Raw genomic sequence first — 23,672 nt, 5'->3', positions numbered from 1 at the left:
TTATACTATTGCTGCTGCAGTTGCAGGTTCGTCCTTCACCAAACCGTTTTTGGCTAATATTTCGCGTGCCAGGTTTAAATAATTCACGGCTCCTTTACAGGTTGCATCGTGCATAATTACTGATACACCAAAGCTTGGGGCCTCGCTTAAGCGGGTGTTACGCTGAATGATGGTATCAAATACCATATCCTCAAAGTGGGTACGAACCTCATCAACCACCTGGTTGCTCAGGCGTAAACGCACATCATACATGGTAAGCAGGATGCCTTCAATCTGTAATTGCGGGTTTAAGCGCGATTGAACAATTTTGATGGTGTTTAATAATTTACCCAAACCTTCCAACGCGAAGTACTCGCACTGTACCGGTACAATTACCGAATCGGCTGCAGTTAAGGCGTTAATGGTGATCAAACCTAACGATGGAGAGCAATCGATGATGATAAAATCGTACTCGTCGCGCACTTTATCAAACACCTGCTTCATTTTGTACTCGCGGCCGCTTAGGTTAATCATCTCAATTTCGGCACCTACCAGGTCAATATGCGCAGGAAGCAAATCAAGATTAGGGGTATCAGTTTTCTGGATAGCCTCGTGAGGATCAACCTCATTAATAATGCATTCGTAAATACTGTTTTTTATATTGCGGGGATCAAAACCGATACCCGATGTTGAGTTAGCCTGGGGATCAGCATCAACCAACAAAGTTTTAAAATCCAATACAGCTAAGCTTGCAGCCAGATTTATAGATGATGTAGTTTTTCCTACGCCACCTTTCTGGTTGGCCAACGCAATAATTTTACTCATTCTATAGTTTAAAAAAATTTATATTACTGTGATTTATAACAACGAAAAATAGAAACAGAAATTTCTACTTTCGTAAAGTTTTTATCCGGTGATAAAGATACGGAATTAAATAATGCAGAATTCCACAGGTTTTGCCTATTTACAAACATAATTATTGAATTGGCAGGTTATTGGTTTAAAGGTTTAGCTTAAGTTATGATTTAAATCATAGCGAAGCAAATTACTCAATAACAATATATTATCAAATAAACGATATCTTATTTTGCCGGTTTAATTATTAAAAATTATTAACATATCAATGATAACCATTATATCCTCAACCAACCGTCCCGGCAGCTCGACGCTTAAACTGGCTAAAATTTATCAGCAAAAGCTTCAGGAAAAAGGGGTTGAGGCCGGCATATTATCATTAGCACAACTACCTGCAAACATCATCGAAAGTGACCTGTACAACAAACGCAGCGCCGAATTTGAACCCATTCAGCAAATAGTAACCAATACCGATAAATTTATCTTCCTCATCCCCGAGTATAACGGCAGTTTTCCGGGCGTATTGAAAGTTTTTATAGATGCCTGCAGCTTTCCCGAAAGCTTTTATGATAAAAAGGCGGCATTGGTGGGCCTGTCATCAGGCAAGTATGGCAATATCCGTGGGGTTGATCATTTTACCGGCGTTTGCCATTACCTGCACCTTAATATTATGGCGCTTAAAATACATATAGCCGCCATCCATAAAGAGTTTGATGAAGACGGAAACCTGTTTAAGCCCGATACCCTTAAGTTTGTTAATGAGCAGATAGATAAGATCATTACTTTTTAGTTTTTGGGGATTACACCGATTATCGCATTAAAAATACCCAACCCGATATTCTCGGCAAATTATTTTTACGATCGATAATGTAATAATACGTACCCATATCAAGCGGGCGACCGTTACGTGTACCATCCCAGGGCCTGTTATAACCAATGCTTTTAAAAACTACAGCTCCGGCCCTGTCAAATACCATTAACAGGCAATCGGTATAAGCATCCAGATTAGTGATATTCCACACATCGTTAACGCCATCGCCATTGGGTGAAAATATGGTGGGGATGGTTAACTTAGGCGCACTGGTTATAAATTCTATATCATCCAGCAGCAAATCGTTTCCGGGACCACCGGGGGCGCTGTTACTTATTTTTAATACCAGGCTGCTTACACTTTCGGGCGTTTTAAACGTTAGGCTAAACTTTTTCCAAACAGGCGCGGCAGTAGCCGGTATTGGATGGGTTTGCAACATATCAAGCACCTCACCCGTTGTTGTTTCGATTGAAAAAAGAATATCGGGCTGTTGTACCGTTGGCCCTGTGATAGAACTTTTAAGCAGATTAATTACATAAGCCGAAAACTCGTACGTAGTGTTTGGGCATAGCGAAGGTACCATGCGGGTATAAAAAGTGCTGGGCTCGTTGGATGCATTGATCATCATCATATACCCGTTTTTATTGCCGGTATGATCAAACTTTACGGTATGCCACTCGCCGGGGCTACAGCCTTGCGTGGTGTTCACGATGGTATAAAACCCATCGGCAGTACACTCGGGCGTGTAGGTCATGTTGGTAACGCCGGGTGGCAGCGCGGGGCCATGACCAATACCCGAACCAAAATCTTCCCTGATAAGCCAGTGACCTAAATTACCGGTACAATCCATTGTTTGCGCGTTGGCATTTGCCAGGATCATCGCAAGCAAAAAAATAAAAAACAAGGTAGAAACACGCGCCTGCATGACCGGATCAACAGTTGAACCCTAAATTTAGGTTCAAACACGTATTTTACCCCGGCAGTCTACTGTTAGTTTTTTGTGAAGCGATGATAAGCCACTGTTTTAATGCGCAATATATACCCAACCCGATTGCAAAGGCGATCCGTTTTTTAAATCGATGATGTAATAATAAGTACCCGATGGCAAAACATAACCGTTATAGCCGCCGTTCCATGGTTTGCTATAGCCCGTGCTGCTGAAAACCTGCTGCCCGTTACGGTTATATACCTTAAGCTGGCTTTGCGGGTAGGTTTCGAGGGCTTCAATCTCCCAGGTATCATTTACACCATCACCATTAGGGCTGAATGTGGTATGGATAATGATTTTTTTGTAAACACGTACAAAAACATCGGCCGTGGTTGTACCGCATCCTATGCCCGAAGTGGCGGTCAGGGTATAAGTAATATCATGCGTTGGGCTGGCAATGGGGTTGGGACTTGTAGGATCGCTCAGGCCTTCAGTAGGTGTCCACGAATAGGTATCGGCATTGGAGGGCTTTGCATCCAGCACAATTGACTGGCCCTCAACTATTATCTCTTTAGGCGACAGCACTATTGTTGGCGGCGGCAGCACAGTTACCGTAACTGATTTTTGGTCTGTACAACCATTGTTGTTGGTTACGGTAACCGTATATACGGTTGTTTGGCTGGGCGAGGCTGTAGTTGTGCCCGATGTTGGGCTTGACAAGCCATCAACCGGCTGCCAGCTATAGCTTTTAATATCAGCTCCGTTTGGGGTTACATTTAACACGGTTGAAGCTCCGGCGCAGATTGGCGAAGGACTATTAATAGAAAAAACCGGCCTGGTATTAACCGCAAGATGTACCGTGTTAGAAAATACCGGGCAGTCGCCGGTAGTTGTTACCTTAACCCGGTAATCACCGGCATCAGCCATTGAAGCATGTTCAAGCGCAAAATTTTGCAGGTTCCGGTTTGCATCAGTAACACCGGGGCCAATCCATTCGTATTTCATTCCGCCACTGGCCAAAATATTAACAGGGTCGCCGTCACATACCGGGGCAACCTGGATAACCGGCGGCACCGGTTTTGGATTTTGTGTTATCCTAAGCGGTTCTGAGTAGGTGCGGCAATTAAGCGATGAAATATTATCACCTTCGGCAGCGGCCATCCGGTACGCATAGTTGCCCACAGGTGCATTGGCCGGCATTGAAAATGAATAAGTCAGATTGGTTTGCCCGGCTATATCTGCCCAGGTAACACCGCCATCTGTACTTTGCTGCCATTGAACTTTGGGAGCTGTATAGCCGCTGCCAAGCTGGGCAACAAGGTTGTAGTTACTGGGTGTACCCGCACAACTATTTTGAGGCATGGTATTACCTATAGTTGAAAATCCGGGGGTAATTAACGGGCCGCAAGCTCTAAATTCGATATCATCAAGCAGCAAGTCATTACCGTTGCCGCCGGGCCCGTTATTTTTTATCTCCAGAACAATGTTTGTAACGCCGGGACCGGTTGAAAAGGGCATACTGTATTTTACCCATTCGGGATTTGCTGTTGGCGGTATGGTGTTTGTATCGTATTGCTCCAGGATAGATCCGTCGGGCCTTCTGATAGTGAACAAAAGATCGGGCTGTACCGTGCCGGAAACACTTGCGGATAGTGTTAATAAGTTAAGTACATAGGCAGAGAATTCGTAATTAGTGTTCTCACAAAGATTAAGGCTTTTGCTTGCCGTAAAAAAAACCTTCGGCGTTTCCGAAGCATTTACAAGCATCATATATCCGCCCGCATTGCCTGTATGATCATGTGTAACAACATGCCATGTAGTGTGACACGAAGTTTGGCTGCTTACTATAGAGTATTGACCATCGTTTGCACAATCAGGCACGTAGAAAAAGTTAGTAATGCCGTCTTCCAGCGGGGGCCCCGTAGCATTCACTCCCGAACCAAAATCCAGTTTAACTACCGGATCGCCATAGCTGCCTTCACATTGCTGCGCTTTAGCCACAGAAAAAATCATTAAAAATAAAAGCAGGCAAAACAGTGACAGGGGCAGTCGTAGGTACATTAAGTGCTTGATTAAAAGGTCGAACTTTCAAAAATATATTTTTTTAGCTATCGCGATGCATAAAAGCTTGCAAAAGCATGAATATATTATCGCAGGCATGTATCTGCATCCCTATTTAAGCGAAAATGATATGATAATTAGTTGTTTAATAATGATGAGAGGCAGCTTAAATTCAATCAGTCTGCTCAATACGCAATAAACACCCAGCCCGAGCGTATCGGCTCGCCATCCTTTAAATCGAGGATATAATAATAGGTTCCGGTAGGTAAACGATAGCCGTTATAGCCACCATTCCAGGGTTTGCTATAGCCGGTAGTGGTAAAAACAGTTTGGCCGTTGCGGTTAAAAACCTTCAGTTCGCTTTTGGGATAAGTTTCAAGGGCCTTGATATTCCAGGTATCGTTTACCCCATCGCCGTTGGGCGTAAAGGCCGTGGGAATATTCACCTTTTTAAACACTTTTACAAAAACGCTTGCAAAGGCAGGTTCGCAGCCGTTATCAGACATGGCTTTGAGCGTGTAAGTAACGTCATCAACAGGGCTTGCCACGGGGTTTAATTTGGAGGGATCGTCCAGTCCGGTAGCGGGTGTCCATAAATAAATGCCGGCGTTGGGGGCCTGGGCCTCCAGCACAACAGATTTACCTTCAAATACGGTTTTATCCGGGCCGGCGATGGCCTGGGGTGAGGGTAAAACCTCCAGGGTTATCGTTTTACTATCTTCACAACGATTGGCGGTTATAGCAGTTACCGTATATACCGTGGTCTGCTTCGGGCTTACTGTTAAAGTGCCCGTAGCAGGATCGGATACACCTTCGGCAGGCGACCACACGTAAGTTTTGGCATTGGGGGCATAAGCCTGCAAAACCGCTGTAGTGCCGCTGCAAATTTGCGAGGGGCCGGTAATAGTGATTACCGGCTTAGTTTCAATACTAACAGTTATAATATTTGATTCCTTAACACAACCACCCGCCGATTGTACATACACTTTGTAATCACCGGCATCGGTTAATGAAGCATTTTTTATTTCCAGATCGGGTTTGTTTTTATTTACAGCATTTACTCCGGGGCCAACCCATTCATAGCTTGCGCCCCCCGAGGCCCTAAGGATTATTGGCTCGCCAACACAGGTATAAACAGGATCGATATGAGGCACTACGGGATATGAATCCATATTGATAGTGAGCACTCCCGAGTATGTACGGCAACCTGGCGAATTGATATTGCGTCCCTCGGCAACCGCAAGGCGATATTGGTAAGTGCCGGGTGGCTTGGTCCCGTCGAGCGTTAAATCATAGTTGGGTGAGGTGGCTTTAGGGTCCTGTATATCCGTCCAGGTAGTTCCTTTATCAAAACTGTTTTGCCATTGATATTTAGGATCGTCATAACCGGCGCCGGGATTAGCAACAAGGTGATAGGTTTTGGGATCCCCGGAACAGGCGGGCTGGGGTTGGGTATTACCTACCGCACCAAAACCCACAGGTATAGCAGGACCGCAAGCCCTGAATTCGATATCATCAAGCGCCAGATCATTACCCGTACCTCCCGGCGATTTATTGACCATCTCGAGTGTTATAGCGGTATTACCCCGCGGCGTTCTGAAGGGCATGCTGTATTTGCGCCAGTCGTCAGGGTTTGCACTTTCGGGTATGGCACCCGTATCATAAGTAACTTTTGTGCCATCGGCCCGGGTAATGGAAAAAACAATATCGGGCCTTGAAAAACCAGGGCCGGCTAATTCCTTTACAATCAGGTTAAGTATAAATGCCGAAAACTCATACTTGGTATCGGGGCATAACACACCATTGGGTATTTTGTAAGTAAAAAAAGTACTGGGATCATGCGAGGCGTTAACAATCATCATGTAACCGTTCGGGTCGCCGGTATGATCATGGGGGAGTGGTTGCCAGCCACCGGGATGGCAGTTTCCGCCACCGTTTCTCGGGTTAATATTACCACTGTTAACAATGGTATATTGGCCATCTGCCGGGCATGCCTGCGTATAGATAAAATCCGTAAAATCGGTGCCCAGGGGAGCGCCGTAGTTAGGTCCGGCACCAAACGTATATTTAAGTACAGGATCACCCAAACTGCCGGTGCATACTACCGATTGTGCCTTTGCTTTTGTAAAAACAAAAGCAATCATCAGCATTAAAAATATTTTGGCAACATCCGGGCGCATTCAATCAATCAGGGGATTAAAACATCAAGCCTTCAAAAATAATTTTTTTAATCAGCATAGCGCGCAAAAAGCATTCTAATAACCAATATATTACAGCTTGTTAAACAATTGTTTACGTTGAAACAAACACTGCCTTTAAAAAGTTAACTATTAGTATATCAATACTGCAAAATGAAAAACAAACTCATTATATATGCTTTAACTACCTCCAGCCTGTTTATTGCCTGCAAGCAAAAACCACATGCCAACTATAACAAAGCCGATACGGTGGTAAACAGCAGCCGGCAGGAAGTTAAGCTACCTGCGCCTTATGAAACCAAAGCTGTAAAAAACTTTTGTGAAGTGATTGGCTGGCCCAAAGGCAAAATGCCCGTTGCTCCGGCTGGCTTCTCGGTAAACCTTTATGCCGAAGGTCTGGATAATCCGCGCAATATTTATGTGGCCGGCAACGGCGATGTTTTTGTATCAGAAGCCAATACCGAAATAAGCGGTATTAAAAAAATTGGTGCCGACATTATAGGCGCGAGCAAATCGCAGCATTATAGTAAAAGTGCCAACCATATTTTGCTGTTTAAAGACACTGATGGCGATGGGGTGCCCAACTCAAAAACGGTGTTCATGAGCGGATTAAATCAGCCTTACGGGATGCTGATACTGGGCGACTGGTTTTATGTAGCCAACACCGATGCGCTTTGGCGTTACCCTTATAAATTGGGCGATATGAAGGTAAGCGGCAAAGGCGTTAAAATATTAAGCCTGCCTGCAGGCGGATACAATAACCACTGGACGCGCAACCTGTGCGCCAATGCCGATGGCAGCAAAATATATGTTTCGGTAGGATCGGGCAGTAATGTGGCCGAGCATGGCATGGAACATGAAAAAGAAAGAGCCTGTATTTTAGAGGTTAATCCTGATGGCAGCGGCAAGCGCATTTACGCTTCGGGCCTGCGCAACCCGGTTGGGATGGCCCTGCAGCCCGGCACCGGGGCTTTGTACACTGCAGTTAACGAGCGCGATGATCTGGGCGATAAGCTGGTGCCGGATTATTTAACTTATGTAAAGGAAGGCGGATTTTATGGCTGGCCCTGGGCTTATTTCGGGCAGCATGAAGACCCGGTTGTGGCACATAATGATCCTAACCCGGCGATGGTAAAAAGAACTGTTGTACCCGATTTAGCGCTTGGAGCACATACCGCATCGCTGGGATTAGCCTTTTATACCGGAACAAGCTTTCCGCAGCAATATGATAACGGAGCGTTTATAGGCCAGCATGGTTCGTGGAACAGCTCAAAACTGGTGGGGTATAAAGTGGCATTTGTCCCTTTTAACGGCAATAAACCGGGCGGCGTTGTTACTGATTTTTTAACGGGTTTTATTGCCGATAATGCTAAGCAAAAAGTTTACGGACGCCCTGTTGGGGTTGCGGTGGCTAAAGATGGCTCGCTACTGGTGGCTGATGATGCAGGGAATAAAATATGGCGGGTGCGACATTGAGAGCCCCTCTAAATCTCCTCCTCCGGGGGAAACTTCTTGTTATCTTTTTTGAAACCTTTTTGTATGTTCTTTATGGTGAAGAATTGGTATGATGGCTTATCAAGATATTTACATAGCGATGCTCACTTTTACAGCTACAAACACCTATTTTTGAAAACCATCGCCTATCATCCGTTTATGTTAAAACTGTTTACTACCCTTACTTTTGTTGTAGCTGCCACAGTTACAGTTAATGCTCAAAATAAAATCCCGCAAAAAAAAGACACCACGCAATTACAGCCGGTTGTTATAAAGGGGTACCTTAACGAACAACCTATTATCGGCGTACCGGCTTCTGTAAGCGTTCTTGGCGCTGCGCAACTCAGAATTCAGCCCGATAACTCGTTTGTAAATGCACTCAATACCGTGCCCGGCGTGCGTACTGAAGAGCGTTCGCCTGGCAGTTACCGGCTTTCATTAAGAGGAAGTTTGTTACGCTCGCCTTTTGGTGTGCGTGATGTGAAAATTTATTTTGATGATATCCCTTTAACCGACGCGGGCGGCAATAGTTACCTCAACGCAATTGACATAGCAGCGATACAAAAGGTAGAAATTTTGAAAGGGCCTGATGGCAGCTTGTTTGGCGCCAACTCGGGCGGGGTAGCTATCCTCAGTCCGCTAAACAGGTATAACGACAGTACTTTTATTTCGGCGGGAGTTAGCGGTGGATCGTACGGATTATTCCACGAAAAAACCAACGCCCAGCTTAAAAGCGCCGATTATACCCTCAACATTAATCAAAGTTATCAAACCTATCACGGCTACCGGCAAAACAGCGATATGCATCGCAATTACCTGCAACTGGCCGATAGCTGGAACTACAGTGGTAAAAACACGCTGAAAGCCCTGGGTATATTTTCAGATCTGGCTTATCAAACGCCTGGCGGCCTTAACCTGGCTCAATACAATACCGATCCGCGGCTGGCCCGCCAGCCAACTGCTACCTTGCCTGGGGCCATTCAGCAGCACATCCGCATCACTACCAAAATGTACTTAGGCGGATTAACTAACGAATACCATTTTAACAATCACATCCGCAATGTACTGGCCGTTTTTGGCAACCATGTTGATTTTGCCAACCCTTTTATTACTAATTACGAGCAGCGAAGCGAAAATACCTACGGTTTCAGAACTTATTTTGAGCTTACCGGCAATAAAAAAACCAACCTCGACTGGAAGATTGATCTCGGTTTTGAGTGGCAGCAAACCAACTCGCACATTGCCAACTACGGCAACAGGCAGGGCGTAAAGGATACCACCCAAACCATTGATGACATCCGCACCAACCAGCATTTTTTGTTTGTACGCTATGCGGCCGATGTTTATAAACGCCTGCATATTGAAGCGGCCGCGAGTTTAAATAACTATGGATATGATTTTAAAAATGTTTATCCCCTCGCTCAAAATAACTTTACCAAGCGCAGCTTCAGTGCGCAGCTAATGCCGAGGCTGGCCCTATCCTACCAGATTGTTAACCCGCTGGCCTGGAGGGCGAGTGTAAGCCGCGGCTATTCGAGCCCAACCACTGCCGAGGTAAGGCCCACAGACAATATCATCAACACCAGCTTACAGGCACAATACGGCTGGAACTATGAAACCGGCTTCCGCCTCCGCAACAGCGACGAAACCTTGATGCTTGACGCATCGGTTTATTACTACCGCTTAGATAATGCCATAGTACGCCGCCTTAATGCTGATGAAACCGAGCATTACATTAACGCCGGCGGCACCAATCAACTGGGCACCGAAGCTTCATTATACTACTGGATCATCCGACCGAACAGATACTTGTTTATCCGCGGACTGCAGTTTAATGAATCATTCACTTACAGCCATTTCAGGTTTAGGGATTATATTGTCACCAATGCCAACTACTCGGGCAACAGGCTTACCGGAGTTCCTAAAAATGTGTTTGTTACCAGCTTGCAGATCCGGTTTCCTGAAAATCTGGCATTGTTTGTACAGCATAACTTCACTTCAAAAATCCCGCTTAATGATGCTGCCACCGTTTATGCAAACCGGTATAACCTGTTGCAGGCAAGGGTTAGCTATCAGCCGCTTATCGAGCGTAAAACCCGCTTTGAGATTTTTGCTGCCACGGATAACCTGCTGAACGAAAAATACAGCCTGGGTAATGATCTTAATGCGGTTGGCAACAGGTATTATAACGCTGCACCTTTAAGGAATTATTCGGTTGGGATGAATTTTATGTATTGAGTGGTTCATAGTTGATGGTTCATAGATCATAGTAAAAATCCTAACGGGCCAATACTGGTCGAAGTTTAGCGACAGCGTAACTTCGACCTAAAGTGGCGGAAGCATTCTGCTTCCGGGATGCAGCGTTAAATATCTATTCAAATCGAAAAACTTAAGTTGAAAGTTTAATACAGTTAAAGTCGAGGTTACGCTGTCGCTAAACTTCAACCAGGAACCGGGCCTCGGCGGCCGGAGGCCGTGAGATAGTTGCCACTCGGTAGGAACCCATAGCCGTTAACTTAAGGATTTTTTTGTCGAAGAAAATTTGAAAAGAGAATAATGCGAGGCTTCGCCGTAGGGCAAAACCAATTAGATTTTCCCATATTTGTATAGTTTTAATATTTATTGAAAAGGCGGTTTGTTTCCAGGCAAGACCGCCTTTTCTTGTATAAATATAACACTTTTTTTCAGACGAAGTGCTTTTTGCTAAGGGAAAAGCTCCTTTCATTTTTGATAAAAGTAGATTCGTTTCAGATTATTCGGATACCCTGAATAGTTCCATCTGCTCGGTTATTAAGGCTGATAAAATTGCTGAACTCGCCCGCCAAAGCGGTTTTTGTCGTCGTAGTTCTAAACTTAAGCCAGAAGCATTTATTGATACGCTTGTATTCAATAGCATTGATCACCAGATTAGCCTTCAGGATTGTTGCGATGACCTGATTAGGCAAAGCGGTAAGTCATTGAGCAAAGTCGGCTTGCATAAACGGTTTAACGAAAGTGGTGTTGAATTTATGAAGCTGGTTTTAGCCGAACAAATGGCTACCAGATTAGCTATCCGGAATCACGATACCTGGCAACCATTCGCGCGGGTACTGATTACCGACTCTTGTAAGTTCTGCCTGCCTGATGAATATAAAGAGAGTTATCCGGGTTATGGAGGAGCTGTTACCAATCCGCTAATGAACATACAATACTCCTTTGACCTCAAAAATGGAGATTGGGAGAACCTGGAGTTAACCAAGGCAACAAAAAATGATCAGAGTTATTCAAAGAGAACAGCATGCCGCATAGCTAAAGATGATCTACATATCCGGGACCTGGGTTATGTTACAATGGCTTATTTGAGAGGAGTTACAGAGCGGAAAGCCTTTTTTCTTAACAGACTGCAACCGAAATGGAAACCTGTTCATAAGGCAACAGGCAAAGTAATTGACTGGTCCTCACTTTATGAGCGCATGCGGACCAATAAACAGGCATGCTTTGAAACTGAAATTGTACTTGGCAAAGGTAAAAAAGCGCTTGAATGCCGCCTGATCGTAGTACCAGTCGCAGAGCAGACCTGGGCTGAACGGATAAGAAAAGCTCAAAAACAGGCAAAGAGCCGGGGGCGGGAACTTTCTGAAGAATACAAACAGCGATGCCGGTTCAGCGTATTTATTACCAATGTAGATCCGGCTATCTTTAATTCAAACGATGTGATTGAACTATATCGTCTCAGATGGCAAATTGAACTCATTTTTAAAAGTTGGAAATCGTTGTTAAACCTCCACAGGATAAAGCCTGTAAAAAAAGAACGGTTTGAGTGCCTACTCCTTGCAAGGTTCATTTGGATATTGATCAACTGGAAAATATTCCGATGTCTCGACGATTCTATCCAAAAAGAAAATAGAGAATATGCCTGTTCTCATTGGAAGTTCTTTAAACAAGCCAGGTTATGGGCATATGCGTTAAGAATGGTGATGAACCATAACATAACGTTCGAAGCCTGGCTTGAGTTATTTATCTTCCCAATAATAAAAAGCCTGCTTATTGAACCGAAGAAAGGTAAAAAAGCAAGCTTCTGTATTGTCAATGATATCTTTAACCCCTTAAGTTAACGGCTATGGGTAGGAACCGAGCGGCAGCAAAGATTAAGTAAAAAGGGCTTCTGTTTTGCTGCGCAAAACAGAAGCCCTTTTACCGATTTGCAAACTGCAAACCCAAAACTGCAAACTGAAATCAAGGGTTCAAATTATCCCCGCCTTCAGCAATATTCCCTCCCCTGCCTTTTACATCAAAAGCGCGGAACTTTATGATCCCGCCTTTATAATCAACCGGCCCGGTGTATGCGTTACTGTTTGCATCCGGATCTTTACCATTGGTAGTGTAACGGATAGTTAAACCCGGAAATTCCACATTGCTCAGGTATTTTCCATCCTGTAAACTGATACCGGGTTTAGGTATGCGATAATCATAGCCCCCATTGTAGTAGCTCAACCGCGGCAATTCGCGCTTACCTAAAACATTCAGAAAATTGGCCCAAGCCTCATCATATAGCTGTTTGCTTTTCGCCGGATCTTTTTCTGTAGCCCATGCCGGGTCGGGTGCCCAGGCCCTTTCGGCCAGGCCAAGCAAACGGGGGAAGATCATGTAATCCATCCGCTCAGGGCTTTTAACCGTTTCGGCCCATAACGCACCTTGCAAACCTGCTATATTGCTTTTGCCATAATCGGTAAGCCGTTGCTTGCCTATAAAAATGTTCCTGTTGATAGGATTGCCCTGTTTATCCACATCGGCATTTTTAAAATAATCGTAGGGGATAAACGAGTAAAATTTATCAATCCCTAAAAATGCTCCCCAATAATAGCCAGGCTCATCAAATGATTTATAGTTGGCCATATCAAAGTACAGGTTGGTAACACAGGTTAACACCACTTTGTAACCGGCATTGGCCAGGCGGTAAGCCAAGTCTTCCTGTCCGCCGCCTAAAACATTGTTCCATACATCAACCTGTAGGTGCTCTTTCGTAAAATCGGGATTGGGTACATAAGCCGGTTGCCCATCCAAGGTGGTTTTGCGCAGGGCCATTTCCTCCCAGCCCGAAAGCAGGATTCCTTTTGCTTTCAGGATTTGGTTAACACGGCCGTAAAAGTAATACCACAAATCGTTGGTGCTTTGTATTTCGGGGTTACTCGCCTTTAGGGCCAGATAAGCAGGCGATTTTTCCCAAACATTGGCAGGAACCTCGTCGCCGCCAAAATGAATGGTTGGCAGCGGTGCGCCGGCTTCCTTATAAGTACCAATCAGGTCATTAACCACTGTTTGGATAAAATTATAGGTTGATGGCAGCGACACATCAATCACGTTATCATTCCAGTATTGTACCGAGCGGTAATCTGATTTATCATTCAAATCATACAGCAAGTTTTTTTCGGCTTCGGCTTTTTTACCTTCGGCCATCAAACGATCATAACGGGCATTCATGGCTTTAATAGATGCACGGGCATGACCGGGGGTTTCAATTTCGGGCACTACGGTGATGTGGCGGTCGTTAGCGTATTTCAGGATCTCGATATAATCGGCCCTGGTATAATAACCGCTCCCCGCAGCGTTGTTAACATCCGGGCCCGAACCGTGCGACGGTGGCAGGTTATGTTTGCTATCAAGCGTATGGCCGCGCTTTGAACCTACCGAAGTAAGCTCGGGTAAGGAGGGGATTTCTATTCGCCAGCCTTCGTCATCTGTTAAATGCAGGTGCAGTACGTTTAATTTGTACAGGCTCATCGCCTCCAGTAATTTTAAAACCTGTTTTTTGGGTTGAAAGTTACGGGCAACATCCAGCATCACGGCGCGGTGTGCAAAGCGTGGAGCATCAGCAATTTCAACACAAGGAATCTGTACCGAAACAGGTGCTTTAGACCATACATTTGCCGGAATCATGCTTTTGAATGATTGAATACCATAAAACATTCCGGTATTGGTTGATGCGCTGATAATTACGGAGGCCGGTTTTACACTAATTTCATAAGCCTCATCACCTAAACCGGTTTTGTATTGCAGCGATATCACATTATCCGAATAACGGTTGCCGTTCTTTTTACCTAAAAGGGCCACAATGTAACTATTTAACAGCGCAGCTTCTTTGGTAAAACGTGTGTCGGATGCCGAGGTATGAATATTGGCTGCAAATGTAAATGTGCCGGAGCTCGCAATATAACTTGCAGGCGTAGGGAAAACCTTAATCAATTGATCCGCCGGGATATCAGCAACTGTTTTATTCCTGTCATACACTATTTCGGGTGTAATCAATCCCTGGTAAGTGGGCTTAAAAGGAATAATGTTGTACGAACCAAATGAGTAACCTTTTTCGGGCTGAGCATCCCAAACCAGGTAAGGACCTTCGGGGGCATCGGTAATGTTCACCACAGGGTCATCACAAACAAATTCAATGCGGGCGGTCTCGCCGGGTTTCAAATCTTTAAAACCCGAAGTTGGGCTGATGCTGTACATATCGCCATTCACCGGCTCGATGATGGCGTTGTTGCTCAGGGCTGCCTTTGCAAAGCCACGGGCCGAATTAAAATAGATCTTCCATCCGCCGGCAGGCAAAATTTCGTGGCCTTTGTTGGTAATTATTAATGCAGTTAAGGCTTCATTTTTATTTTGATAGTTATTATCTATTACCTGCCAGTTGACGTGCAGGTTGGCTATGTTCGGTTTTTTATCATCAATAAATTTAAAACCGCTGCACACAAAAACCGCGGCGATAACCATCATCGTAAAAAGTTTGTTCATAATTGATTACTGTGCCTGTGAGATAGCAGACAGGTAAATATAATTACTTTTTAAATTATTTTAATAAGTAATTTCTTGAAGTACTTAGTCATAAGTAAAAAGTTATAAGCCAGCACGCAGAATAGTCATAGTTATCAGTTCATACACCAATCTCACTGAAGACTCAGAACTTTTTACTTACGACTTATAAAGAAAACTTAATCCAACCGTCACCCTCATACCCAAATATGAACTGTTTAGGGCGGATAATCTCGGCCAAAATTTCAATCGAGTCCACTATCCGCGGGCCGGGGCGGTTAAAGTACTGGTTACCATCGGCAATATACAACCTGTCGTTTTTAATGGCTTTTAGTTCGGTAAAACCGGGCAGTTCAAGCAACAGATTAATTTCTTTCATGGTACGCTCAATACTGAAACCGCAGGGCATTACCACTATAATTTCCGGATCCTGTAACCTTATGTCCTCCCATTGCACGTATGGCGAATGTTTACCATCCTGCGCCAGCAATGCAGTTCCACCGGCAATATTAACCAGGCCGGGCACCCAGTTGCCCGATATCATCAAAGGATTGAGCCATTCAATACAAGCCACGGTGGGCTTGCTTTCTATAAATTTAAGTTTATGTTTAATGATATCAACACGCTCCTGCAGGCTCTCCAATAAACCGGCACCTGCCTGCGGCACGTTGAAAGCAGCAGCAACTGTGGCTATATCCTTAAAAATATCGTCGAGGCTGTTTGGTTGCAGGGAAATGATCCTGGCCTGTTTGTCTAAATAGCTTTCCAGCGCCTCTTCCACATCTTTTAATGATACGGCGCAAACCTCGCATTGGGCCTGTGTTATTACTACATCGGGCTTAAGCGCTTTAATCTGTTCACGCTTCACGGTATAAACCGAAAGCGCATCGGCCAGAATCCCTTTTACCTTGATATCGATATCTATGCTGCTCATTCCATCGGTAAAATTAGCTTCGGTGCATACCGGCAACTGCCTCACCGATTCAGGAAAATCACATTCGTGAGATCTCCCCACCAGGTTCTCTTCCAATCCTAAGGCACAAATTATCTCGGTAGCGGCTGGCAGTAATGAAACTATTTTTTGAGCTGACATGTTAACAAATTAAAAGGTTGCAAATGTAAGAATTATAGATGTGCAAATTTCAGATGTGCAAATTTCAGATGTGCAGATGTGCAGATTTCGAATGTGCAGATGCGCAATATATCTGCACATCTGAAATTTGCACATCTGCACATTAACAACCTATCTTTACGGCGATGATATTTTTAACGTTTTTCATCGGGCTCATAGCTAATTTCATCGGCTACATACCGCCCGGTAATATAAACCTAACTTTAGTACAGATCACCATAAACCGTGGGATAAAGGAAGCTGTGCGTTTTATCACTGCGTTTTCGGCAGTCGAATTTTTCTTTACCTACTTTATTATGCACGCGGCAAGGTGGCTTTCGGGCCAGTTAAGCCTTGGTACCATTATCGATTGGGTAATGTTTGTGTTGTTCAGTGTAATGGGATACATCACCTGGATACACCGTAACACCCCTCCAAAAACAAACTACTCCGAACATGCCAGCATTAAATACGGCATTTTATTGGGCTTTTTAAACCCAATGCAAATACCCTTCTGGATGGTGACAGGCACTTACCTCATCACACACGAATGGATTTTAGACGGGCGCGTGGCACTGGTAATTTTCAGCCTCGGATCGGCAGGCGGCTCGTTTTTATGTTTATTTCTCTATGCCAAATTTGCCAAGTATATTAAGGAGAAATTTGCTTTGAGCAACAAACTGATCAATACCAGCATAGCCTTACTATTTTTCGGATTTGCGGCATATCACGTAGTAAAACAGATTTATTTAACTTTCTTTAAATAGAAACCATGATTTTCAGGATTTGAGGATTTCATGATATAGGGATGCCGTTCTACACACCTCATAATTCAAGGCAATCCTAAAATCCTAAAAATCAAGATTAAGAACATCCACCTTATCCTGCGCCAACTGCACCTTCAACTCATCAAGCGATGCAAATTTCACATCACCGCGGATGTAGTGATGAAATTCCATGCGGATGGTTTGGTTGTAGATCTCCTCGTTAAAATCAAAAATATTTACCTCGATGTTGCGGGTGAGGCCATTAACCGTTGGGCGGCTGCCTATGTAGGCCATTCCCTTATATTTTTTGCCCGCAACTGTAACCGTTACCGCAAATATCCCATCGGATGGGATGAGCTTGTATTTTTCTTCAACTACGATGTTGGCGGTAGGGTATCCTATTTGCCTGCCAATCTGGTCGCCGCGCACCACCTTGCCGGTAATAAAAAACGGGTAACCCAGGCAGGTGTTTGCCAGGCTGATGTCGCCATTGAGTAAGGCTGTACGGATGCGGGTTGAGCTAATGGCCACCTCATTAATATCCTGTTCCGGAATCTCCACCACATCAAAACCATAAACCGGACCGAGGCGCTGCAAATCGTCCAGGCCACCCAGGCGGTCTTTACCAAAGCGGTGGTCATAGCCAATCACTATTTTTTTGGTGCCTATTTTATTTACCAGCACGTCGCGGATATATCCCTCGGCGCTTTGGTTGGAAAAATCGCGCGAAAAGGGGGTAATAATCAGGTGGTCAACCCCGAGGCGTTCCATTAATTCGGCTTTCTCATCAATGGTGGTGATCAGCTTAATGCTTTCGTCTTCGGGATGCAGTATCATGCGGGGGTGTGGAAAAAAGGTAAGGATCACCGTTTCGCCGCTTATGCTATCGGCCAATTCCTTAATACCTGCTATTATTTTTTGGTGACCAACATGCACGCCATCAAATGTACCGATGGTTACTACCGCATTGTTTACCGCCTTAAAATCGTTTATATTATTGTAAACCCTCATTAATTATATGAGTAAAACACAAAGTTAATTTTTAGTTGATGGGATTAACCGCCCAGAGTGTTTGCGCTTTGTAAATTTAGTTAACGCGCAGTATGCACATCCGATACTTTCAAATCCCTGATGGTATTTACCAGTTCCATTACCTCCCAGGCATCCTCAATTTTGAAATTCCCGCTGCGGGTACGCCTCAATTTCGACAAATAGGCCCCGTTACCCAAAGCCGCCCCAAAATCATGCACCAGCGAGCGGATATAAGTACCCTTACTGCATACTACCCTGAAATCAATTTCGGGTAATTCAACACGGGTGAGCTCAAATTGGGTTATGGTTACATTGCGTAACTTAAGCTCCACATCCTCGCCGCGGCGGGCTTTTTCGTACAATCGCTCACCATCAACCTTTATAGCCGAATGTGCGGGCGGGTATTGCTGGATATCGCCGGTAAACTGTTTGCAATTGTTACGGAGCACCTCCTCGTTAAGTTGGCTGATGTCAAAACTTTTATCGGGCTGGGTTTCCATATCGTACGATGGTGTAGTAGCGCCCATCACCATAGTACCTGTGTATTCTTTCTCTTCGGCCTGGAAGGTATCTATCTGCTTGGTCATTTTGCCGGTGCAGATAATGAGCAGCCCGGTAGCCAGCGGATCGAGCGTGCCAGCGTGGCCTACCTTTAACTTAAGCGGTTTAAATGAGTTACGAAGTTTGCCAACCACATCAAAGCTGGTCCACTGGTAGGGTTTGTTAACCAGCAATAACTGGCCTTCGGCAAATTCTTCTATTTTGGTGTACGAGTTCTTCAAATCCTGTTAAATCGATCCGCGGTATAGCCGGATTTGTACAAAGGTACAATTTATGATTTGATTGAAGATATTGCCGATGTTGCCGAAAAGGCCATAAAGCATAAACGGGGCTCACCGGCCCCGTTTATGCTTATTAAAAAATTTTAAATTAAACGTTTTGCAGTTGGTAACCGCTTAACATCAGGCCGATGATTATGGCACCTACAATGATACGGTACCAACCAAATAATTTAAATCCTTTGCGTTCAACAAAAGTTATAAAGGTTTTTATAGCCAATAAGGCCACAACAAAGGCAATAACGTTACCTATAGCTAAAAGCTTAATCTCATCGCCGGTGAAAACATGTCCCTCCTTGTAAAAATCATAAAGCTTCTTACCTGTGGCTGCAAACATGGTTGGCACGGCTAAAAAAAACGAAAATTCGGCAGCGGCTGTACGACTAAGCTTTTGGGTCATGCCGCCAACAATGGTGGCTGCTGAACGTGAAGTGCCAGGAATCATGGCCAGGCATTGGAAAAATCCAATTTTAAGTGCAGTTAAATTACTGATATCTTTTTCGGCCTTTACCACCGGTTTATTGAACCATTTATCAACAAACAGCAAAATAATGCCGCCAACAAATAAGGTAATGCCTACTACATATACGCTCTCCAACAGAGCGTCAATTTTCTTGCTAAAAAGTACGCCGAAAATAGCTGCCGGGATAAAGGCAATAAACAGTTTCAAATAAAAATTAACTGATTGCAGAAATCGTTTCCAGTACAAAATAACAACCGAAAGGATGGCTCCTAATTGGATGGCGATGGTAAATAACTTTACAAAAGGATCGGCAGCTATGCCCATTACTGATGAGGCAATAATCATGTGCCCGGTTGATGATACGGGCAAAAATTCGGTTATCCCTTCAATAATAGCCAGGATAATAACGTGGATGAGTGTCATTAGGGTTCAGGGGGTTGATTGGGGTTATATATTTGTTGGCAGGTAAGCAAACTTACCTGCCCTGAAAAGGCACTCCTGTTAATATTTATTAATTAACCGACGGCTTTTTAAGTATAGCATAAAAGCCTAAACCAAAACCGGCCAGTACCACAACCGGGGCGATAACTATTTTGGTAGCACTGTAAATATCTGTAGTGCCCGACATGAGTACGAAACCCAAAGCAACAATAGCCACGCTGATGATCAGAAATTTATAATTGCTTTTATCAAATATAAACTGTACCGGTTGCGCAGGCGCTACAGGTTTAGCTGCGGCGGCCGAGGCTGATGTTTTTATAGTTGTTGTAGGTTTAATTTTTTGTGCCATATCTTTTTAATTTTGAATTGTTGAGTTAGTGAATTAATGATTGAGGGTTGGTCAAAAACCTTGAGCTACCTTAATCTTTTTCCATCGGCGAATTTCAAAACCTTTCCGCTTTTACCCTTCGCCTTTAACCTTATCTATACAGATCGTATATTTTTAAACGTAAAAATTTGTTAACTGCTAAAAATGTGCTGAAGCCTGATATAAAAATACCCAGACCAACCACGCCTAAAAACACAACGCCAAAATCATAGTAGTTTTGTAAAAACACCAGTTCGGGTACGTTATCATAAGCAATGTATAGTGTACCTATCAACAGTATAATTGCTATTAAACCGCCTAACAAACCATGCCAGATGCCGTACAACAAAAACGGCTTGCGGATAAAACCTTTGGTAGCGCCAACCAGCTGCATTGATTTAATGAGGAATCGCTGCGAATAAATGGCCAACCTGATGGTATTGTTAATTAACGCTACCGAAAGCACCACAAAAATTCCGGCAAAGGTAAGGATGATCAAACTGATGGTAGTTACGTTCTGGTTCATCTGGTCAACCAGCGATTGCTGGTATTTCACCTCTTTTATTAACGGGTTTTTAAGCAGTTCGGCTTTAAATTTTTCGATATCCTTGTTGTTGGCATATTCGGCTTTCAGGTAAATATCTACCGATTGTGATAGCGGGTTATAACCCAAAAACTTCACAAAGTCTTCGCCAAGATCTTTTTGCAGGTTGCGGGCTGCCAGCTCTTTACTTACATACTGGGTTTGCTTTACCATAATGTTGCCATCCAACTGTTTTTGAAGCTGTAATACATCACTTTCGTGCGCGGCATCATCAACAAAAATATTGAGTACGATATTTTCCTTTACGTAGCTCGATATATTTTTGGCGTAAACCAATATCAGGCCCAGTAAACCCACCATTAACAACACCATGGCTATACCAAATACAGTTGAAATGTATATGGTTTTGGTTTTTTTTGACGATGCACTTGCTTCAAATTCTTCCATTTACCTTTTTTAGATCTTAGATGTAAGATACGAGATTTGAGATCAGCTCCCTCCTTATGCTTACATCATAGTTGTGCGAAAATAAGAAACCCACCATAAAGGTAAAAGTTTATTACTTATAAATATTGTTTAATAACCCTTTAGCTAAACAGATTTAACATTTATTAACACTGACCGTTGATGGGGATGATTACGTTGATTACGTTGATTCTTTTCTGAACCGTCTTCCGGATGAGGCTGATTCTTAAATTCCCCAGATGAAATCAGCGAAATCAACGTAATCATTCTGATCAGCGGTTCAGACACCTAAACAAAGCGCCCTTGCCATTGTTGTAAATCATTATGACAAAGCCAGCAAACCAAAAAGATAAACCCTCGCCATCAGATACCCCGACCCACAGGCCGGCCGATGAGGGGCATAAAAGCAAAATACGCAAAGAGGATAAACAATACCATGCCGATAACCCGCATGGCGGCGATATTGCCAAAGAGCACGAAAAGGAAGAGCAGCCGGTGCATTCGGTAAAAAGTGTTCCGAAGTCATAAGTTCTAAGTCAAAAGTCGTAAGTCGCGTTCGGAAACAAAATAAAACTTGCAACTTTCGACTTAGAACTTAAGACTTACGACTTAACTATCCCCGCCGAGTTAAACTGCAGATCGTACAGCTTACGGTAATGCCCGTTCTCAATTTTCAACAGTTCCTGGTGGGTACCCATTTCCATAATCTCGCCGTGGTCAAGCACAATGATCCTGTCGGCATTTTGAATGGTTGATAAGCGGTGGGCTATCACTATAGCGGTACGGCCCTGCATCAGTTTATTGATGGCATTCTGAATCAGGATCTCGGTCTCGGTATCTACCGAAGAGGTTGCTTCATCCAGTACCAAAATAGCGGGATTGTAAACCAGCGCCCTGATAAACGAAATCAACTGCGATTGCCCTGCCGAAAGCGTTGAGCCGCGCTCCATCACATTGTAATCGTACCCGCCGGGCAAGCGCTCAATAAAATCGTGCGCGCCTACATCTTTAGCGGCGGCTATAATTTCATCACGGGTTATTGTTGGATTATTGAGGCTGATGTTATTGGCTATGGTATCGCTAAACAAAAACACATCCTGTATTACGGTGGCTATCTGCGAGCGCAGGTAGTTTACATCATAATCATGAATATCGTGCCCGTCAACCTTTACACAGCCCTGCCCTATCTCATAAAAACGATTAAGAATATTGATGGTTGATGATTTGCCGGCACCGGTTGCCCCTACCAGGGCCAGTGTTTCGCCGGGTTTAATATGGAAGCTGATGTTTTTCAGCACCCAGTTTTCATCGTTGTAAGCAAACCAAACCTTATCAAAGCTGATATCGCCCTGTAGCCTGCCTGTACGCAGGGTGCCTTTATTTTCGGCAACTTCGTCGGTATCCAGCACTTTAAAAATACGATCGGCACCTACCATGCCCATTTGCAGGGTGTTAAATTTATCTGCCAGCTGGCGGATAGGCCTGAAAAGCATGTTAAGCAGTACGATGAAACTGGTGATGAGCCCGGGGGTAATACCTTTTCCGGATGAGGTTATGGCGGCAATCTGGCTATCCGAAAGCATCCGTTTGCAGCCATACCATACCAGCAGGCCCATACAAATAGCAAACAAAATCTCAACTACCGGGAAAAATATGGAGTAATACCAGTTAGAACGGATATTGGCGTCGCGGTATTTTTCGTTTACGGCTTTAAACTTGCGCATCTCCTGGTCTTCACGGGCGAAGATCTGGATCACGCTCATGCCCGAGATATGTTCGGCCAAAAAGGTGTTAAGCCGGGCCACCTGTGTACGCACCTCCTGGAAGGATGATTTAATGGCTTCCTTAAATACATAAGTTGAAGCGAACAGGAATGGCATAGGGATGAGGGTAATGAGTGCCAGCTTCCAATCCTGCCAAAGCATGTAGCCGATAACTGCTATCACCAGCAGCATATCGCCCATAATAGAGATCAAACCTTCGGAAAAAATATCAGCAATTGTTTCCAGATCGGATACGGTACGGGTGATGAGCATCCCGATAGGCGTACGATCAAAATATTTTAGCCTTAAACTGGTAATGTGATTAAAAATATCAATCCTCAAATCGCGGATCACATACTGGCCCAGGGCATTAGTTAAATAGGTTTGGTAATACTGAGCAAAAGTTTGGATGATTAACTGGCCAATCATCAGCTCAACCATAAAAACCAGGCCGTTATAATCATCGTTCAGGATATTAATATCCAATGTGCGCTGAATAAGAATAGGCTGCAGCAGGGCATTGGCGGCTATAAAAATGGTTAGAAAAGTGGCTACAACAAATGTTTTGTTATAGGGCTTTACGTAATGCATTACCCGGCCAAGCAATTTCCAGTCGAGAGCCTTTCCGGTTACGCCTCCCCCGCCCCCTGAAGGGGGTGCCTCTTGTTTGGTTTGTGCCGTTGCCGGCGCATCCTGCTTATCTTTTTTATCTTTAGCCACTATATCAAAGTTAATGTATAATTATAAATCCTAAAACCTCATTAG

Annotated in this window: 18 protein-coding genes; 6 read left to right on the top strand and 12 right to left on the bottom strand. The window is 44.1% G+C overall.

Annotated features, from left to right (window positions below; translation table 11 throughout):
* A complete protein-coding gene (locus HYN43_RS27115; RefSeq protein ID WP_119406989.1) occupies window positions 1-804 on the bottom strand; it encodes a ParA family protein in 804 nt (267 codons plus the stop codon).
* A gap of 298 nt (window positions 805-1,102) precedes the next feature.
* Here HYN43_RS27115 and HYN43_RS27110 point away from each other — a divergent pair, with 298 nt between their 5' ends.
* Window positions 1,103-1,624, top strand: coding sequence for an NADPH-dependent FMN reductase (locus HYN43_RS27110; RefSeq protein WP_119406988.1), 522 nt, complete (start codon window positions 1,103-1,105; stop codon window positions 1,622-1,624).
* A gap of 19 nt (window positions 1,625-1,643) precedes the next feature.
* On the opposite strand, the gene HYN43_RS27105 is transcribed toward HYN43_RS27110, so the two are convergent.
* The 3 genes from HYN43_RS27105 to HYN43_RS27095 all read right to left on the bottom strand — a co-directional run bounded on the left by HYN43_RS27105 (window position 1,644) and on the right by HYN43_RS27095 (window position 6,778).
* A complete protein-coding gene (locus HYN43_RS27105; RefSeq protein ID WP_119406987.1) occupies window positions 1,644-2,570 on the bottom strand; it encodes a T9SS type B sorting domain-containing protein in 927 nt (308 codons plus the stop codon).
* A 99-nt stretch (window positions 2,571-2,669) separates the two neighbouring features.
* Window positions 2,670-4,586 carry a T9SS type B sorting domain-containing protein gene (locus tag HYN43_RS27100; RefSeq protein WP_162996649.1) on the bottom strand — a complete coding sequence of 639 codons (1,917 nt, stop codon included), beginning with the start codon at window positions 4,584-4,586 and terminating at the stop codon, window positions 2,670-2,672.
* 233 nt (window positions 4,587-4,819) lie between these two features.
* Window positions 4,820-6,778: a T9SS type B sorting domain-containing protein gene (locus HYN43_RS27095; protein ID WP_162996648.1), complete on the bottom strand. Its 1,959-nt coding sequence runs from the start codon at window positions 6,776-6,778 to the stop codon at window positions 4,820-4,822.
* A 207-nt stretch (window positions 6,779-6,985) separates the two neighbouring features.
* Between HYN43_RS27095 and HYN43_RS27090 the strand changes: the two genes are divergently transcribed.
* The 3 genes from HYN43_RS27090 (at window position 6,986) to HYN43_RS27075 (ending at window position 12,420) form a co-directional block, all read left to right on the top strand.
* Window positions 6,986-8,308, top strand: coding sequence for a PQQ-dependent sugar dehydrogenase (locus HYN43_RS27090; RefSeq protein WP_119406984.1), 1,323 nt, complete (start codon window positions 6,986-6,988; stop codon window positions 8,306-8,308).
* A 150-nt stretch (window positions 8,309-8,458) separates the two neighbouring features.
* Window positions 8,459-10,564, top strand: a complete 2,106-nt coding sequence (locus tag HYN43_RS27085; RefSeq protein ID WP_245447035.1) for a TonB-dependent receptor — start codon at window positions 8,459-8,461, stop codon at window positions 10,562-10,564.
* A 455-nt stretch (window positions 10,565-11,019) separates the two neighbouring features.
* Window positions 11,020-12,420: an IS4 family transposase gene (locus HYN43_RS27075; protein ID WP_119406982.1), complete on the top strand. Its 1,401-nt coding sequence runs from the start codon at window positions 11,020-11,022 to the stop codon at window positions 12,418-12,420.
* Between the two features lie 121 nt (window positions 12,421-12,541).
* Here HYN43_RS27075 and HYN43_RS27070 read toward each other — a convergent pair whose 3' ends face one another.
* Together HYN43_RS27070 and HYN43_RS27065 are read right to left on the bottom strand one after the other, a co-directional pair.
* Window positions 12,542-15,097: a family 20 glycosylhydrolase gene (locus HYN43_RS27070; protein WP_119406981.1), complete on the bottom strand. Its 2,556-nt coding sequence runs from the start codon at window positions 15,095-15,097 to the stop codon at window positions 12,542-12,544.
* Between the two features lie 184 nt (window positions 15,098-15,281).
* A complete protein-coding gene (locus HYN43_RS27065) occupies window positions 15,282-16,208 on the bottom strand; it encodes a cobalamin-binding protein (protein ID WP_119406980.1) in 927 nt (308 codons plus the stop codon).
* A gap of 164 nt (window positions 16,209-16,372) precedes the next feature.
* Here HYN43_RS27065 and HYN43_RS27060 point away from each other — a divergent pair, with 164 nt between their 5' ends.
* Window positions 16,373-16,993: a LysE family transporter gene (locus HYN43_RS27060; RefSeq protein ID WP_119406979.1), complete on the top strand. Its 621-nt coding sequence runs from the start codon at window positions 16,373-16,375 to the stop codon at window positions 16,991-16,993.
* A gap of 84 nt (window positions 16,994-17,077) precedes the next feature.
* On the opposite strand, the gene HYN43_RS27055 is transcribed toward HYN43_RS27060, so the two are convergent.
* The 5 genes from HYN43_RS27055 to HYN43_RS27035 all read right to left on the bottom strand — a co-directional run bounded on the left by HYN43_RS27055 (window position 17,078) and on the right by HYN43_RS27035 (window position 21,126).
* Window positions 17,078-18,004: a bifunctional riboflavin kinase/FAD synthetase gene (locus HYN43_RS27055; protein WP_119406978.1), complete on the bottom strand. Its 927-nt coding sequence runs from the start codon at window positions 18,002-18,004 to the stop codon at window positions 17,078-17,080.
* 80 nt (window positions 18,005-18,084) lie between these two features.
* Entirely contained in the window at window positions 18,085-18,807 is a 723-nt protein-coding gene (truB, locus tag HYN43_RS27050) for a tRNA pseudouridine(55) synthase TruB (RefSeq protein ID WP_119406977.1), read from the bottom strand.
* A 148-nt stretch (window positions 18,808-18,955) separates the two neighbouring features.
* Window positions 18,956-19,750 (bottom strand): undecaprenyl-diphosphate phosphatase, encoded by a 795-nt coding sequence (locus HYN43_RS27045; protein ID WP_119406976.1) that lies wholly within the window; start codon window positions 19,748-19,750, stop codon window positions 18,956-18,958.
* A gap of 88 nt (window positions 19,751-19,838) precedes the next feature.
* Window positions 19,839-20,117, bottom strand: a complete 279-nt coding sequence (locus HYN43_RS27040) for a DUF3098 domain-containing protein (protein WP_119406975.1) — start codon at window positions 20,115-20,117, stop codon at window positions 19,839-19,841.
* Window positions 20,118-20,247: 130 nt separating this feature from the next.
* Window positions 20,248-21,126, bottom strand: coding sequence for a cell division protein FtsX (locus tag HYN43_RS27035; RefSeq protein ID WP_119406974.1), 879 nt, complete (start codon window positions 21,124-21,126; stop codon window positions 20,248-20,250).
* Window positions 21,127-21,468: 342 nt separating this feature from the next.
* On the opposite strand from HYN43_RS27035, the gene HYN43_RS27030 reads away from it, so the two are divergent.
* Window positions 21,469-21,672 (top strand): hypothetical protein, encoded by a 204-nt coding sequence (locus tag HYN43_RS27030; RefSeq protein WP_119406973.1) that lies wholly within the window; start codon window positions 21,469-21,471, stop codon window positions 21,670-21,672.
* A gap of 74 nt (window positions 21,673-21,746) precedes the next feature.
* On the opposite strand, the gene HYN43_RS27025 is transcribed toward HYN43_RS27030, so the two are convergent.
* Complete coding sequence (locus HYN43_RS27025; protein ID WP_119409146.1) at window positions 21,747-23,498, bottom strand: ABC transporter ATP-binding protein; 1,752 nt, start codon at window positions 23,496-23,498, stop codon at window positions 21,747-21,749.
* Window positions 23,499-23,672: the final 174 nt, after the last annotated feature.

The sequence above is a fragment of the Mucilaginibacter celer genome (assembly GCF_003576455.2).
GTDB classification, from domain to species: Bacteria; Bacteroidota; Bacteroidia; order Sphingobacteriales; family Sphingobacteriaceae; genus Mucilaginibacter; species Mucilaginibacter celer.
This window is presented reverse-complemented; position numbering and strand designations above follow the sequence as displayed.

Coding starts and splice junctions, on each gene's coding strand:
- HYN43_RS27055 (WP_119406978.1), bottom strand. CDS start 18,004: ATGAGGGTTTACAATAATATAAACGATTTTAAGGCGGTAAACAATGCG.
- HYN43_RS27035 (WP_119406974.1), bottom strand. CDS start 21,126: ATGGAAGAATTTGAAGCAAGTGCATCGTCAAAAAAAACCAAAACCATA.
- HYN43_RS27100 (WP_162996649.1), bottom strand. CDS start 4,586: ATGATTTTTTCTGTGGCTAAAGCGCAGCAATGTGAAGGCAGCTATGGC.
- HYN43_RS27025 (WP_119409146.1), bottom strand. CDS start 23,498: ATGCATTACGTAAAGCCCTATAACAAAACATTTGTTGTAGCCACTTTT.
- HYN43_RS27090 (WP_119406984.1), top strand. CDS start 6,986: ATGAAAAACAAACTCATTATATATGCTTTAACTACCTCCAGCCTGTTT.
- HYN43_RS27095 (WP_162996648.1), bottom strand. CDS start 6,778: ATGATTGCTTTTGTTTTTACAAAAGCAAAGGCACAATCGGTAGTATGC.
- HYN43_RS27115 (WP_119406989.1), bottom strand. CDS start 804: ATGAGTAAAATTATTGCGTTGGCCAACCAGAAAGGTGGCGTAGGAAAA.
- HYN43_RS27110 (WP_119406988.1), top strand. CDS start 1,103: ATGATAACCATTATATCCTCAACCAACCGTCCCGGCAGCTCGACGCTT.
- HYN43_RS27060 (WP_119406979.1), top strand. CDS start 16,373: ATGATATTTTTAACGTTTTTCATCGGGCTCATAGCTAATTTCATCGGC.
- HYN43_RS27030 (WP_119406973.1), top strand. CDS start 21,469: ATGACAAAGCCAGCAAACCAAAAAGATAAACCCTCGCCATCAGATACC.
- HYN43_RS27105 (WP_119406987.1), bottom strand. CDS start 2,570: ATGCAGGCGCGTGTTTCTACCTTGTTTTTTATTTTTTTGCTTGCGATG.
- HYN43_RS27045 (WP_119406976.1), bottom strand. CDS start 19,750: ATGACACTCATCCACGTTATTATCCTGGCTATTATTGAAGGGATAACC.
- HYN43_RS27065 (WP_119406980.1), bottom strand. CDS start 16,208: ATGTCAGCTCAAAAAATAGTTTCATTACTGCCAGCCGCTACCGAGATA.
- HYN43_RS27070 (WP_119406981.1), bottom strand. CDS start 15,097: ATGAACAAACTTTTTACGATGATGGTTATCGCCGCGGTTTTTGTGTGC.
- HYN43_RS27040 (WP_119406975.1), bottom strand. CDS start 20,117: ATGGCACAAAAAATTAAACCTACAACAACTATAAAAACATCAGCCTCG.